This is a genomic window from Paraburkholderia sp. SOS3, assembly GCF_001922345.1.
In the GTDB taxonomy this organism is placed as follows: domain Bacteria; phylum Pseudomonadota; class Gammaproteobacteria; order Burkholderiales; family Burkholderiaceae; genus Paraburkholderia.
Genome location: NZ_CP018812.1, coordinates 1945976 through 1960825 on the forward strand (window position 1 = coordinate 1945976; position 14850 = coordinate 1960825).

The 14850-nt window shown below is 63.7% G+C and carries 10 protein-coding genes; 9 read left to right on the forward strand and 1 reads right to left on the reverse strand.

The features are described 5' to 3' along the window. Window positions 1–66 precede the first annotated feature (66 nt). Window positions 67–924 carry a transporter gene (locus BTO02_RS28815; protein WP_075161483.1) on the reverse strand — a complete coding sequence of 286 codons (858 nt, stop codon included), beginning with the start codon at window positions 922–924 and terminating at the stop codon, window positions 67–69. A 424-nt stretch (window positions 925–1348) separates the two neighbouring features. On the opposite strand from BTO02_RS28815, the gene BTO02_RS28820 reads away from it, so the two are divergent. From BTO02_RS28820 to BTO02_RS28860, 9 genes are all read left to right on the forward strand, one after another. After that, complete coding sequence (locus tag BTO02_RS28820; protein WP_075160476.1) at window positions 1349–2611, forward strand: cation:proton antiporter; 1263 nt, start codon at window positions 1349–1351, stop codon at window positions 2609–2611. A 27-nt stretch (window positions 2612–2638) separates the two neighbouring features. After that, window positions 2639–3781, forward strand: coding sequence for an AI-2E family transporter (locus BTO02_RS28825; RefSeq protein ID WP_075161484.1), 1143 nt, complete (start codon window positions 2639–2641; stop codon window positions 3779–3781). A 12-nt stretch (window positions 3782–3793) separates the two neighbouring features. Next, a complete protein-coding gene (locus BTO02_RS28830; protein ID WP_075160477.1) occupies window positions 3794–5215 on the forward strand; it encodes a DUF2252 domain-containing protein in 1422 nt (473 codons plus the stop codon). 42 nt (window positions 5216–5257) lie between these two features. Continuing rightward, on the forward strand, window positions 5258–7048 hold the full coding sequence (locus BTO02_RS28835) for a SulP family inorganic anion transporter (RefSeq protein ID WP_075160478.1): 1791 nt from the start codon (window positions 5258–5260) through the stop codon (window positions 7046–7048). A 30-nt stretch (window positions 7049–7078) separates the two neighbouring features. Further along, window positions 7079–9325 (forward strand): putrescine-ornithine antiporter, encoded by a 2247-nt coding sequence (gene potE / locus BTO02_RS28840; protein ID WP_075160479.1) that lies wholly within the window; start codon window positions 7079–7081, stop codon window positions 9323–9325. A gap of 284 nt (window positions 9326–9609) precedes the next feature. Next, window positions 9610–11502: a PAS domain-containing protein gene (locus BTO02_RS28845; protein ID WP_075160480.1), complete on the forward strand. Its 1893-nt coding sequence runs from the start codon at window positions 9610–9612 to the stop codon at window positions 11500–11502. Beyond that, complete coding sequence (locus BTO02_RS28850; protein WP_075160481.1) at window positions 11499–12131, forward strand: response regulator; 633 nt, start codon at window positions 11499–11501, stop codon at window positions 12129–12131. The genes BTO02_RS28845 and BTO02_RS28850 overlap by 4 nt, the downstream gene beginning before the upstream one ends. Before the next feature lie 248 nt (window positions 12132–12379). After that, window positions 12380–13951: a methyl-accepting chemotaxis protein gene (locus BTO02_RS28855; protein ID WP_075160482.1), complete on the forward strand. Its 1572-nt coding sequence runs from the start codon at window positions 12380–12382 to the stop codon at window positions 13949–13951. Between the two features lie 290 nt (window positions 13952–14241). Beyond that, on the forward strand, window positions 14242–14808 hold the full coding sequence (locus BTO02_RS28860) for a GNAT family N-acetyltransferase (protein WP_075160483.1): 567 nt from the start codon (window positions 14242–14244) through the stop codon (window positions 14806–14808). The last annotated feature ends 42 nt before the right edge of the window (window positions 14809–14850 follow it).

Consider the following 14850-nt stretch of genomic DNA (forward strand, 5'->3'; position numbering starts at 1 on the left):
CGCAGCAAGCACCTCGTTGACATACGTCAATCGCTTCCCGTTGAGCAACTGCCGACGGTCGTCACATCACTGGTTGAACCACAGATACTGAAGCGTCAGCGAAACTGCCTTGTAGTTGCCTCCGGCCCTCACCATGAACCCGTTCGATACGGCGAGCTTGGCCGACCAGTTGCGCGTGACCGGCACCGAAAGCGTGAGGCCATAGCGTGCGTTGTTTTGCCTGTCGTCGTTGCCGATGCCATCGACCGTGGTCGCGCCGCCGGCATAGAAGCCGACGTCGGTGGCGATCCACAACCCCGGACGGAACGTGTAGCCGCCATGAAGCTGCAGCACGGCAAGAGGCGCCTGGCTGCGTCGCCTGTCGCCGAGAAATGCGTCGTTGTCGGTGAATAGCCATACGCCCACCGACGCTTCGGCAAACCAGTTTCCGAATGGCTGCGAGACGGCGGCCTCGGGTTTGAATGCCCACCGGTTGCTGCCGACGTTGATGAGGCGCCGGGGCTCGTACTGTCCCGTCGGCGCCACGACCGCGAGGCTCATGCCGACGATCGTGTCCGGCTCGCGGCGAGCGAATTCCTCAGGTGTAAGCGCGGGGCCGCCCAACAGATCGATCGCGAGCCTGAAGCGCAGATCTCCCACGCCCGCACGATGCACCTGATTGGGCGCATCGAATACCTTCCCCGACACATCGCCACTGACGAACGGCGCGGCGAGTCCGATCGATGCGGCGCGTCCGGCAAAGCTGAATACATGCACGTACCCCGCCGCGAGCGAGTTGATGTTCGCCTTGATGTCGGTAACCGGTAACGACGGATCCGTGAGGACCTGGCCGCTGAGCCGCGTGTAGGTCAGTCCGATGAAATTGGTGCCTATCGGCGCAGGCGAGTAGGCGCGCGGCTCCAGTTCCTGCGCCGCCGCATGCAGCGCGGTCAGCAGCAGCGATGCGCCGGCCAATACGTTGCCGCCTCTGCGGATGCGAAGCGCGTGCAGCAGATGGCGCGATGGTCGCGCATCGAATCGCATGGAGAGGAGACGTGCAGCCCGCATGGTGAGCCCACTGAAACGCGTTTGACTGGCCGTGACCTGTTTGCCGTCACGCTAGCGGTGAACGGCGCGGCCGGCTTGATATGCGTCAGCGTTGACGCCCGGCAAAGGTCCGTCAATCGCTTTTCTCGCGTATTTGTGTGGTGTGGCCGTGCCAGTCGTGCGCTCTGTACGGCGTCTTTAAATGATTCGCGGCAAACCGGCCCGAGCTGCCCAAGATGTACCGGCTTGACATGAATCAATCGGTTTGCGCCCGATTAGCGATGTGATGTACGCATGTCCCTGCAGCCCCGGGAGATGACCGATGATCATCATCGCTGCATTCATCCTGTCCGTCTTTTTGTATAGCCTGGTCTCGAAGCGGCTCGAGCGGACAGTTCTCACCGCACCTCTTCTGTTCACAGCGGCCGGCGTGCTCATGTCTTTCTCGCATGAAGCGTTGAGCGAGCTCGCGCTAGACCGCAAAGGTCTGCTGCTGCTCGCCGAACTCGGGCTCGTGATGACGCTCTTCACCGATGCTTCGCGCGTGCGCCCGTCGATGCTGAAGGGCGAAACGAATTTGCCGGTGCGTCTGCTGAGCACGGGCATGCTGCTCACCATCGTGCTCGGCCTGCTCTGTGCGATGGGCGTGTTCAGGACCATGACCTTCTGGGAGGCCGGCATCCTTGCCGCGATACTCGCGCCGACCGACGCCGGCCTTGGGCAGGTTATCGTCAATAGTTCGCGCGTGCCGCGGCGGATTCGTCAGGCCTTGAATGTCGAAGCCGGTCTGAACGACGGTCTCGCCGTGCCTTTTCTGATGTTCTTCATTGCGCTGGCCGAGGCGCGCGAAACAGGCAATGGCGGCTCCGTGCTGACGCGCTTCCTGATCGAACAGCTTGGTTACGGAACGCTGGTGGGGCTCGCCATCGGCCTCGCAGGCGGCTATCTGCTGGGGCTTGCCCGTCGCAAGGAGTGGATGGCCGAGCCCGTCGCCCAGCTCGGCGTCGTGGCGCTTCCGCTTGCTTGCGTGGTGGCTTCGGAAGCCACGGGGGCAAGCATGTTCATCGCGGCATTCGTCGCGGGCCTCACGACGCAGATCGGCTTTAGCGAAGTCGGAAAGCATAGCGTCGAGTTCGCGGAGGATTGGGGCCAACTGTTCGACTATTTCGTTTTCTTCCTGTTCGGTCTGCTTGTCACGCAAGTCTGGGCTCAGTTCAGTTTCGCGATCCTGCTGTATGCCGTGCTGAGTCTGACACTGGTGCGCATGCTGCCGGTGGCGGTGGCGTTGCGCGGTACGCACCTGAGCCGCCCGACGGTTCTTTTCATGGGGTGGTTCGGGCCGAGGGGGCTTGCCTCGATTGTTCTCGGGCTTGTCTATCTGGAAGGGAATACGGGTCTGCCCGGAGAACCGGTCATCAAGCTTGCTGTCATGGCGACCGTCCTGCTCAGCATTCTTGCGCACGGCCTGACGGCGCTTCCGGCGACCGGCTGGTACGCGAAGTCCACCGCATCGCTGGGAAACAACGCGCCGGAGCTCGATCAGGATACGTCCGGCGCCGACCGGGCAGCCGCCGAAGGCGCCTGAGGCCGGCAATCCGTCATGGAGGATTCGATGCTCACCACACCGCGAACGCAGCAGGCGCTCTCCCGGCAAATGCTCGATGTACTGATACGCGCCGGCCTGATTGCCGTGCTCGCGATCTTCTGTTTTCGAATCTTCGTCCCATTTCTGAACCTGATGGCGTGGGCGCTGATTCTCGCCATCACGCTTTATCCGCTGCAGGTGCGCTTGCGCAAGCGTCTGCCAGATCGGGAAGGGCTCATCGCCACGCTGATCATCGCCGTCGCATTCTGCGTGATTCTCGTGCCGACCTTCATGCTCGGCGTTGCCGTCGCCGATTCGATCCAGCATGTCATGGCCGCGTTCAGGAGCGGCGGCATACAGATTCCGCCGCCCGACGAGTCGGTGGCGCAATGGCCGCTGGTGGGCGAGCGCGTGTACGCGTTCTGGCAACAGGGTTCGACCGATCTCATGGGGCTCGCGCACAAATTCGCGCCGCAACTGAAGGAAGCCGGTCTTGTCGTGCTCGGCACGGTGACGGGGCTCGGAGCCGGGCTCGTGATCTTCTTCGTCGCGCTCGTGGTTGCGGGTCTGTTCATGGCCCATGGCGAACAGTGCCACGTCAACGCCGTGCAGATCGCGTCGCGCATTTCGGGCCCGGGAAACGGCGAGACCATCGCCGATCTGTGTACTGCTACGATTCGCGCCGTCGCGCAAGGCGTGGTCGGCATCGCCTTCATCCAGATGCTGCTGATCGGTATCGGCTTCGTGGCAATGGGGATTCCCGGTGCGGGACTGCTCGCGCTCGCGGTATTGCTGATCGGCATCATGCAATTGCCCGCTACGTTGATCACCATCCCCGTGATCGCTTTCGTGATGGTCACCGAAGGCATCAGCGTGGCGACGATCGTGTTCGCCGTTTATGTGTTCGTCGCCGGGCTGGCCGACAACGTGCTCAAGCCGTTGCTGCTCGGGCGCGGCGTCGCCGTTCCGATGCCGGTCGTGCTGATCGGCGCGCTTGGGGGCATGGTGTCGGGCGGCGTGATCGGCCTGTTCATCGGTCCCGTGATGCTGGCGGTCGGTTATCAACTGTTCTGGCGGTGGGTGAGGGACCAGCCTGCCGCGACCTTGCCTGGCGAGAGCGTCGATGCCGTGGCGAGTCATAGCGCTGCTCGACAAGTCGAAGCGAAGTGACCGGAGGGCGTCATGGATAAAGCCGTTTCACGCAAACACGCGGGCCATGCACGCGAGAAGACTGCGCCGTATCGCACGCCTGACGAAAGGGCGGCGCAAGGCCGCATCATTCGCGACCTCGTGCCTCGTTCATCGCAGGCCGGATGGACTGCACCGGCGGAACGCCGCGATATCGTCGAGCTGCTCGACGACTCCAACGAGGGCCGTTTGCCGCAACTGGTCCCGATTCGCTTCGGGCGGATGGCAGCGAGTCCGTTCGCGTTCTACCGCGGCGCGGCTGCGATCATGGCGGCCGACCTCGCGACGACGCCGACGAGCGGAATCCGCGTGCAGGCGTGCGGCGACGCTCACCTGATGAACTTCGGCGGCTTTGCGACGCCCGAGCGCAACGTGATTTTCGACATCAACGATCTCGACGAGACGCTGCCTGCGCCGTTCGAATGGGACCTGAAGCGGCTCGCCGCGAGCGCGGCGATTGCCGCGCAGCATCTGGAGTTTTCGTACGGCGATATGGTTCGCATCGTCGCGGATCTCGTGCGGCAATACCGCGAACGCATGCATGACTACGCCTCGATGCGCGCGCTCGATGTCTGGTACGACCGCATCGACATGCAGAAGTACGAGGACCGGTCGGGCGATCCGGCGCTCGTCGAGGCCGCGCGCAAGCGCTTCGCCGAGCGCATCGAAATCGAGCGCCGCAAGACCGTGCCCGACTATCTGTATCCGCGGCTCGTCACGGAAGAAGGCGGGGAACCGCACATCAAGGACGAGCCGCCGCTGATCTTCCACCCCAGCGCGGAGCTCGCGCCCGGTCTCGACTCCGGCTACGCCGAAGCGATCGCTCTTTACCGTCAGAGCCTCGCCGAACATGTGCGCGTGCTGTTCGATAGATTCCATTTCGCCGATCTCGCGATCAAGGTGGTCGGCGTGGGCAGTGTCGGAACGATGTGCGCGGTGGGGCTCTTCATGGCATCGGACAATGATCCGCTGTTTCTGCAGGTCAAGGAGGCGAGGGCGTCGGTGCTCGAGCCGTATGCAGGCGCGAGCGTCCACCCGAATCACGGTCAGCGCGTGATTGCCGGCCAGCGCATCATGCAATCGGCCAGCGATGTGTTTCTCGGCTGGAGCCGCGCGAAGAACGGACGTGACTTCTATGTGCGCCAGCTTCGCGATATGAAAATGTCGGTCGTCATCGAATCGCTCGATACAGGCCTGCTGCGGCAATACGCGCGCATGTGCGCGCATGCGCTCGCGCGGGCTCACGCGCGTTCGGGCGATGCGGCGACGATCGCCGGCTACATGGGCTCCGGCCAGACATTCGACGACGCGATTACCGAGTTTGCAGCCGAATACAGCACGCAAAACCGGCGCGACTACCGCGAGTTCATTCAGGCGATCCGCCGCGGCCGGATCGAGGCGACGACGGACGCATAGCCGTTGCGGCAGTGCCGGGACCATGTTGCGCGGGAGGGGACGATGGCTCAAGAACAGGTTTCCGTGGTTGACGCTGCCGATACGGCGCCTGCAAAAAACTGGCGCGCGATCGTCGCGCCGATGCAATGGCTGCCGCATTACAGACTGCAATGGCTAACGTCCGATATCGTGGCGGGCCTGACGCTCGCCGCTTATGGCGTGCCTGTGTCGCTCGCTTATGCAACGCTTGCGGGCTTGCCGCCGCAGTACGGCATTTACTGCTATCTGGCGGGCGGGCTCTGTTATGCGCTGTTCGGCTCGTCGCGTCAACTGGCGATCGGGCCGACTTCGGCGATTTCGATGCTGGTCGGCGCCACGGTCGTGGATATGGCTGGCGCGGACCCCGTGCGCTTCGCGTCGATTGCCGCAATGACCGCGATCCTCGTTGCGCTCATGTGTGGGCTCGCCTGGATCTTGCGGCTAAGCTCGCTCGTCAACTTCATCAGCGAGACGATACTGCTGGGCTTCAAGGCCGGCGCGGCGTTCACCATCGCACTGACCCAGTTGCCGAAGCTGTTCGGCGTCAAGGGCGGCGGCGAGCCGTTCTTCGAACGCATTGCGATTCTGGCCGGCCAGCTTCCCGATACGCATCTGATCGTGCTTGCATTCGGTCTCGGTGCGTTGGTGCTGCTGATACTCGGTGAAAAATATCTGCCGGGCCGCCCCGTAGCCTTGTTCGTCGTGGCGCTGTCCATCGTGCTTCTTTCCGTGACGCCGCTTGCCGGATTGGGGTTCAAGGTGGTCGGCGCTTTGCCGCCCGGTCTGCCCGATTTTCATTTTCCGGCGCTGCGCGTGCGCGACGTCGACGGCATCGTTCCGCTTGCGTTCGCGTGTCTGCTGCTGTCGTACGTGGAGAGCGTGTCGGCCGCCCGCGCCATTGCGCAAAAGAACGGCTACGAAGTGGACCCGCGCCAGGAACTGCTCGCGCTCGGCGCCGCCAATCTGGGTGCGGGCCTGTTTCAGGGCTACCCGGTGGCGGGCGGCCTGTCGCAGTCCTCGGTCAACGACAAGGCAGGCGCGAAGACGCCGCTTGCGCTCGTGTTCGCTTCCATTGCGATGGGCCTCTGTCTGATCTTTCTTTCGAACCTGCTCGCCAATCTGCCGAGCGTCGTGCTCGCGGCGATCGTGCTCGTAGCCGTCAAGGGGCTCGTCGATATTCGCGAGCTGCGCCACGTCTGGCGCGTGAGCCGCTACGAATTCCTCGTATCGATCGTCGCGTTTGCGGCGGTATTGATGCTCGGCATCCTCAAAGGCGTGATATTCGCGGTGCTGGTGTCGATGCTGCTGCTGATCAGACGCGCCGCGCGTCCGCATGTCGCGATCCTCGGACGCATTCCGGGCACGCGCCAGTACTCGGACCTCGACCGCCATCCGGAAAACGAAGCGATTCCCGGCGTGCTGATCTTCCGTGCCGAAGCGGCGCTGCTTTACTTCAATGCCGAACATGTGCGCGCGACGGTCTGGAAAAGCATCCGTTCGAGCGCGAGTCCGGTGAAGCTCGTGATCTGCGACCTGTCCAGTTGTCCGACCGTGGATATCGCGGGCGCGCGCATGCTCGCGACGCTGCGCGCCGGCCTGGCCGACGCCGGCATCGCTCTGCGCCTCGTCTCGGCGCATGCCTACGCGCGCGACATTCTGCGCGCTGAGGGGCTCGAGCAGCAGGCCGGAGAATTCGCGCGACGAGCGTCCGTCGACGACGAAATCGAAACGTTCGCGCGCGACGTCGACGCGCAGTCCGCGATCGCAGCGGACGCGGGGCCGGGAACGTTGCCCGGCGAAGGCAAGCCGGCTTGAGGCCGCGTGCTCCGATCAGGGAGATCTACCATGGCTGATCAACCCAAGAAAATGAACGTCGTACAGCTGACGTTCATCGTCACCGTCAACATGATGGGATCGGGCATCATCATGCTGCCCGCCAACATGGCTAAAGTGGGGGCGATCTCGCTGCTGTCCTGGCTCGTCACCGCAATCGGATCGCTCGCGATCGCATATGGCTTTGCGGAGGCGGGGCTCTTCAATCAGCGCAGGGGCGGCATGGCCGCCTATGCGGAGGATGCGTACGGACGTGACGGCTATTTCCAGGTTTTTCTGCTGTATTTCCTGTCGATCGCGATTGCGAACGTGGCCGTCGCAAGCTCGGCACTCGGCTATCTGGCCGCGTTTTTCCCGATATTGACGTCCTCGCCCGCGCTCACGTGTGCCGGCGTGATCGGATTGCTGTGGTTGACCACAGTAGCCAATTTCGGAGGACCGAAGATAACGGGACGCATCGGCTCCGTGACCGTATGGGGCGTGATCCTGCCGGTCGGATTCATCTCGGTGGCCGGCTGGTTCTGGTTTCGCGGCGACACCTTCGCGGCTGCGTGGAATCCGAATGGACTGCGGATCTTCGATGGCATGAGTTCGAGCATCTCGCTCACGTTGTGGGCGTTCCTCGGCATGGAGTCGGCGGCACAGAATTCGTCGGCTGTCGCCAATCCGAAACGCGATGTTCCGCTCGCGTGCATGTTCGGCACGCTCGGCGCGGCCGTGATCTATATCCTGTCGACGGCCGTGATTCAGGGCATCGTACCGAATGCCGATCTCGCCAGATCGACCGGGCCGTTCGGTCTCGCGTTCGCGCACATGTTCAGCCCGGCGGTGGGCTCCATCGTCATGGCGCTGGCCGCGATGGCGTGCGTCGGTTCGCTGCTCGGATGGCAGTTCACGCTGGCGCAGACGGCCAAAGACGCGGCCGACACGCGCATGTTCCCCGCGATCTTCGGCAAGGCAAACGCGCTGGGCGCGCCAATCGCGGGCATGGTGATCATGGGCATCGTGCAATCGCTGATGGCGTTGTCGACGATTTCCCCGAGCCTCACCGAACAGTTCCAGGCACTCGTCAATCTCGCCGTCGTGACCAACGTACTGCCTTACATCATTTCGCTGTCGGCGCTGTTCGTCATGATGCGCAACGCCGGTGTGGGAGAGGCGAAGTACCGGCTCAATGCGGCGGTGACCGTCGTGGCGCTGGCGTATTCCATCTACGCGATCTACGCCTCGGGCAAGGATGCGGTGCTCGGCGGCATGCTGGTCATGGCGATCGGCTATGCGGTCTACGGCTTCGTCGCTTCGCGCCTGAACGTGTCGGGTTCGAGAGCGGGCGCGATCGCCGGACCCGCGGCCGCTGCGTTGGCGATCGCGCTTCTCGTGCTGTCCGCGTTCGTGCCGCAACCGGCGCATGCGCAGGACGGCGCGTCGGGTGGCACGCTGCAGCGCATCAGGCAAGCGGGCAGCATCCGCATCGGTTATGTTCGCGACGCGCGTCCGTTTGCCTACATGGACGATGCGGGGCAGGTCGCCGGCTATACGGCCACGCTGTGCCGGAAGATTGCCGAACAGATCGGGAGCGGATCGGGAACCGCTCCAGTCAAGGTGCGGTGGGTCGAGCTTACGCCAGGCGACGAGGCGCGGGCCGTGCGCGACAACGAGGTCGATCTGCTGTGCGGTGCCGCCGACACACTGGCGAACCGGAAGAGCATGTCGTTTTCGATCCCGGTCTACTCCGGCGGTATCAGCGCGTTGATGCGCCGCGATGCGCCTGCCGGTCTTCGCGAGATCCTGAGCGGCTCGGGCCCGTCGCATCCGACCTGGCGCGCGTCGCCCGCGCAACTGCTGTCGCGGCAGACCATTTCGGTCGTCGCGGATTCCCCGGCCCAGCGCTGGCTCGCCGGCAAACTCGGAGAACTCGAGATCGCATCGACCGTCGTTACGGTGCCCTCGATCCAGGCGGGCGTGCAGAAGGTGATCGACCGCGAGGCGAACGTGTTCTTCGCGGAGCGCTCGCTGCTGATCGCTGTCGTCAGCAGAAGTCCGGCGGCGCGCGATCTGACCATACTCGACCGTCGCTTCACGACGTTGCCGGTCGCAATCGCAATGGCACGCTCGGCCGACGACCTGCGCCTGCACGCAGACGAAACCCTTAGCCGTCTGTTCAGATCGCCCGAATTTCCTGGCTTGTACGGAAGATGGTTCGGAGAGCCTGACACCGAGACGCGTAACTTCTTCCGATTGGTGGCGCTTCCGGAATGACATGCGCGGCGGGGCGCGCGCGAGACCGACGCGTGCGCACCGAACGGTGGAGCCGGGTCACGCTGGCCGCGACCACCCGTGCGTGACGTTTCGGCTATCATCGCGGTCGCGCTGCGAACCACGCCTGTGTCCCGCGCCCCTCAGTTGGGGCGCGAGTCGTCGGATCGCCTGAAGCGCGAACGGGACATCCGATATTCCCGGCATAAGCCACCGTCCCGTTCTGTTCCGATCGGGCCTGTCTTCCATTGCGTCGACACGCTCGTCTTCTCGTACGGAAAGGTGAAATGGACAACGAAGCAGTCTGGCCGTTCAGAACCGTGGCCACGCGATACGTCGCGGCGACCTGCTTCGTGGCCGTCTCCTTCGCGTGCGCGTTCTGGCTGTCGCGGCACTTCGTGTCCGCTGCCGCGACGATGTCGTTGTGCGCGATCGTCCTCAGTGCGTGGCTGGGCGGCATCGGTCCGGGCGCATGGGCCGTGGTGGTGTCGCTCGTCGCATTCGACTACGGCTTCGTGCAGCCGCTGCACTCGCTGCACGTCGATCCGACCGATTTGCCGCGCATGATGATGTTTTCGTTCACGGCGACTTTTATAGGCTGCCTCGGCGCGCTGCAGCACCGCACCGCGCGCTCGCTGCGCGAAGCACACCGGCGGCTCGCGCGCACAGTCTCGATGCTGACCGAGGCGAACGCAGCACTGCAAAGGGAGAACGCCGAATATCTGCGCGTTGCCGAGCAGTTGCGGCTGAGCAGCGCGTTTCTCGCCGAAGGCCAGAAGATCAGCCGGACCGGCAGCTGGCGCTGGAATATCCGGTCCGCTACGCTCGTGTGGTCCGAGGAGCACTACCGGATTCTGGGCTACACGCCCGCCGCCGCGCCACCCGACTTCGACATGATCCGGCGGCGCATTCACCCGTCCGACCGCGAGATGGTGCGCGACATCGTGCGACGGGCGGTCGAAGCGAACAGCGCGTTCGAATGCGAATACCGGATCGTGCTTCCGGACGGAACGATCCGTCACATGTTCGGCACCGGGCGCCCGCTGTCTTACGAGGACGGGCGCATCGTCGAGTACATCGGCACGACCGTCGACGTGAGCGCGCGCAAGCAGACCGAAGACCTGCTGCGCAAAAGCGAAAAAGCATTCCGCACGCTCGCCGAAAATCTGCCCGACAGCGTGGTTCGATATAACCGGTATTGCGAACGCATCTACGTGAACCCTGCCTTCGAGCGCAAGCTCCATCTGTCCGCCCGCCGGGTGCTGAATGCTCCGCTAAGGGAAACCTGGATGTGCGACATCGCTGTCGAAGATTACGAAGCGATCGTTCGCCGCGTGCTGAGCTCGGGCGAGCCGGACGAAGTGTCGGGCATCTGGACGGCGGCGGGCGGCTCACGCACCTACAACTCGGTGCGCATTGCGGCCGAACGCGACGCCGATGGCGAGATCGTCAGTGCGATCGCGATCAGCCGCGACGTGACCGAAGCAAAACAGGCCGAAATGCGCGTCGAGGAATCGCGGCACCTGATCCGGCAACTCGCGGGCCGCAGCGAAGCGGCGCGCGAGGAAGAACGCAAGCATCTCGCACGCGAACTGCATGACGGCCTCGCGCAGTCGCTGCTTGCGGTGCGGATGCAATTGAGTGTACTGAGCCTCGAATTCGGCGCCGACATGCCGGCGCTGACAAAGCGGGCCAATCTGATCGTCGGCCACGTCGACAGCGCGATCAAAGTGGTGCGCAACGCGGTGACGAGCCTGCGTCCGGTCGCGCTCGATCTGGGCATACTGCCCGCGCTCGAATGGCTCGTGCAGGAATTCACCGGCGAAACGGGAATTCCATGCACATTCAATACCGATCTGTCGACCGTCGCGCTGCGCGAAAGCGAAACGACCGCGTTGTTCCGTATCGCGCAGGAAGCGTTGCGCAATATCATGCGGCACGCGCGCGCCACGCGTGCATGCCTGCTCCTCAAGCGCGAAGCCGCAGGCCTGCTGCTCGAAATCCGCGACGACGGCATCGGCTTCAATGCGACCCAAAAGAAGCCGACCTCGTTCGGGCTGGTGGGCATCCGGGAGCGGGTCTTGATGTTCGCCGGCACTTTCGATCTGCTTACGTCGCCGGGCGCGGGCACGACGTTGCGCATTCGCGTTCCTGCCACGGTATTGTCAGAGGCCTCATGATCCGCATTCTGATCGCGGACGACCACGCCATCATGCGTGAAGGAATCAAGCAGCTGTTCGCGCTGGAGAGGGATTTCGAAGTGGTCGGGGAAGCCGCCAACAGCGGCGACGTGCTCGCCGCGCTGCGCCGCACGCCGGCCGACCTGCTGCTGCTCGATCTGTCGATGCCCGGCATCAGCGGCGTCGATCTGATCGAGCACATCAGGGCGCACGAAGCGGCGCCGCCGATTCTCGTGCTCAGCATGCACAGCGAACTCCATTTCGTGCGTTACACGCTCAAGGCGGGCGCGGCGGGCTATCTGACGAAGGACAACCAGCCGCACACGCTGCTCGCCGCGATCCGCAAGGTCGCGGCCGGCGGCCGCTTTATCGATCCGCAACTGGCCGAGCACATGGTGTTCGATGCAGCGCAAGCGTTGCAACGCGCGCCGCACGAACGGCTGTCGGCGCGCGAATTCGCCATCTTCCGCCTGCTGGTGCGCGGGCTCGGCGTCAATGAAATCGCGGCGGAATTCGCGATCAGCAACAAGACCGTCAGCACGCACAAAGCGCGCCTCATGCAGAAGCTGAACTGCGGCAACAACGCGCAACTCGTGCGCTACGCGGTGTCGCATCGGCTCGTCGACTAGGCGCGGCTGCGCCGCTCGTTGCGGTTCGAGCGTCGGCGCGATGGGCTGGCCATGCCTTGCAGCGTGGTCATCGGTCGATACGCGTATCAGGAACGCCCTACAGCCGAATCAGGACCGCCTGATTTTCAGGCGCGCATGCGGCGCGGATAGTTTGCCGTCTGCGGATCGGCCTGTCTGAAGCAGAGCGGCAGATTCGATCGCGCTTACAAAACCAGAACATTGCATTCGAGAAATTCGCGGGGAAAGGCGTGACGATCATCAAGAATATGGCGCTGACACTGGCAGTCGCGCTATTGGCACTTCTGTTCATTACCGGCTATGGCTTGTGGCAATTGACCCGCTCCGAGGCGCGTTACGCGTATGTCGAAGCCAACACGGTACCGGCTCTCGTCGACCTCGCCGAAGCGACCGCGCAGATGTCGGAAATCCGTGCAGCCACGCTGTCGCGTGCGATGACTTCGAATCCGCAGTTGCGTCTGCAAAGGGATCAGCGCATTAGCGACGCGCATCGGCGCCTCGACGAAATCCTCGCGCGCTACGCGCACGATCACGTCATCGACGACAAGGACGAGGCGTTCCTCAAAGCGGATGCCGCGAATCTCGCCGAATATCGTTCGGTTCAGGCGAAATTCATCGAACAGACTTCGCACGCGCTCGACGATAGCCAGCTCGACGCCGCGCTTGCGCCGCTGACGCCCGCCACCGCAGCTGTGGTCAAAGGCCTGAAGAACCAGACCGACTACAACATTGCACAGGCGATCGCGCTCGGCGCCAAAGGCGAGCGTGCCGCCACCGCATCGGTCTGGACGCTCGCGCTCACCGCACTGGCCGTATTCGCATTCACGGGCGTACTGGCGTGGCGGTTGTTCAACCGTGTCCGCAACGGGCTCTCCGGGTTGCGGCGGACGCTCGCTACGGTCAGTCATTCGCTCGATCTGTCGCTGCGCGCGCCGGTCGAACGTCGCGATGAAATCGGCCAGACCGCCGAAGCGTTCAATCAGCTGATCGAGCGCGTCAAGACCGTGCTGCACACGGTCCAAGGTTCGAGCCATTCGGTACGCACGGCGGCTGCGCAGATCGCGGCGGGCAATGCCGATCTGTCGTCGCGCACGGAAGAGCAGGCTGCGTCGCTCGAAGAAACGGCCTCGAGCATGGAGCAGTTGACCACGGCGGTACAGCACAACGCCGCCAGCTCGAAACAGGCCAGCACGCTGACCGGCGGCGCGGCGCAACTGGCGCACAAAGGGCATGAAGTGGTAGCCCAGGTCGTCGGCACGATGAGCGAAATCGACGAGAGTTCGGACCGCATCGCGCAGATTACCGGCATCATCGAGGGCATCGCGTTCCAGACCAACATTCTCGCGCTGAACGCTGCGGTCGAAGCCGCGCGCGCCGGCGAACAGGGGCGTGGCTTCGCTGTCGTCGCCGGTGAAGTGCGCAGCCTCGCGCAGCGTGCGTCGAGCGCGGCGAAGGAGATCAAGGATCTGATTGCGCTTTCGGTGCAGAAGATTCACGCGGGGTCGTCGCTTGCCAATGAAGCCGGCGAAGCGATCTCGCAAGTCACGGCCGCGGTGGGCAAGGTGGCCGACGTGATCGGCGAAATCGCGCTCGCGTCGGAGGAGCAGAGCAGGGGCATCGAGCAGGTCAACCGCGCGATCATGCAGATGGACGAGGTTACGCAGCGTAATGCCGCGCTGGTCGAAGAGGCAGCGGCCGCCGCGCGCTCGCTCGAGGATCAGGGCGCCGAGCTCGATACGGCCGTGAACGCGTTCCGGCTCGATGCGGCAACGCAGCCCGCGATGCGGATGCTGGCCGCGTGATGCGGCCGGTATCGGGGCACCTCGTTTATTCGCTTGCTAGCCGATTTTATTGACGTCTGTTATAAATTTCGCGCTTGCACGCTCGCACATACCGCTCGGTGATGTTCACCGCTCTGGAATATGCAGGCTTCGTCAATCACCCATTCGAAGGGTGGCACGGGTCATATGGCGATAAGTATTGGGCCGTGGTGAAGCAGCAGGCAAACGCGTTCTATGGCCCGGTCGAAGCGCCGGAGAATGCCGGCCCGCATTTCAAAGTCCAAGGCTGTTAAAAACGGAAGCACTTTGCCATGCCGGATATCGTTGCCGTCACACCCGAAGACTTCAGGCTCTGGACCGACCATATCGACCGCCTGTTCGCGGAGTCCGGACGCAATGGACAACCGTTATTCTCGCCATTCGAGCAGGCGCCGAGCGCTTCATCGCCCGAACGACAAAGCCGGTTCGAGAGCAGCCTCGTCGTGCCGGTCAGACAGCCCGGTTGGATGCGCGCATGGTCCGTACAGGATCCGGCGGGGCGAATCGTCTGCCATCTCGATCTCTCAGGGTCGAACATTCCTTCCGAAAGCCATCGAATGACGCTCGGTATCGGCTGCGAGCCGGCCTTTCGACGCCGGGGAACCGGAACCATGTTGATGCGTCTCGCGATCGATTTTGCGTTGGTGCACGGCATCGAATGGATCGATCTGTTCGTATTCGGCGAGAACACGGCGGCCATCGCCTTGTACGAGCGGTTTGGCTTCACCGAATCGGGCCGCAGGCGCGATCGTTTCCGGCTGATGGGGCGAATGGTGGACGATGTGATGATGACGTTGCAGATTCCGCCATCTGCCGGATCGCCCGCGAGTCGGGCTTGATGCCGGCCGGCAGTCGTGGCGATTCCTAAGCAGGCTTTCGGG

Excerpts from the sequence above, each read along its gene's own strand:
- BTO02_RS28820 (WP_075160476.1), top strand. The coding sequence starts at position 1,349 with ATGATCATCATCGCTGCATTCATCCTGTCCGTCTTTTTGTATAGCCTG.
- BTO02_RS28825 (WP_075161484.1), top strand. The coding sequence starts at position 2,639 with ATGCTCACCACACCGCGAACGCAGCAGGCGCTCTCCCGGCAAATGCTC.
- BTO02_RS28830 (WP_075160477.1), top strand. The coding sequence starts at position 3,794 with ATGGATAAAGCCGTTTCACGCAAACACGCGGGCCATGCACGCGAGAAG.
- BTO02_RS28835 (WP_075160478.1), top strand. The coding sequence starts at position 5,258 with ATGGCTCAAGAACAGGTTTCCGTGGTTGACGCTGCCGATACGGCGCCT.
- potE (WP_075160479.1), top strand. The coding sequence starts at position 7,079 with ATGGCTGATCAACCCAAGAAAATGAACGTCGTACAGCTGACGTTCATC.
- BTO02_RS28845 (WP_075160480.1), top strand. The coding sequence starts at position 9,610 with ATGGACAACGAAGCAGTCTGGCCGTTCAGAACCGTGGCCACGCGATAC.
- BTO02_RS28850 (WP_075160481.1), top strand. The coding sequence starts at position 11,499 with ATGATCCGCATTCTGATCGCGGACGACCACGCCATCATGCGTGAAGGA.
- BTO02_RS28860 (WP_075160483.1), top strand. The coding sequence starts at position 14,242 with ATGCCGGATATCGTTGCCGTCACACCCGAAGACTTCAGGCTCTGGACC.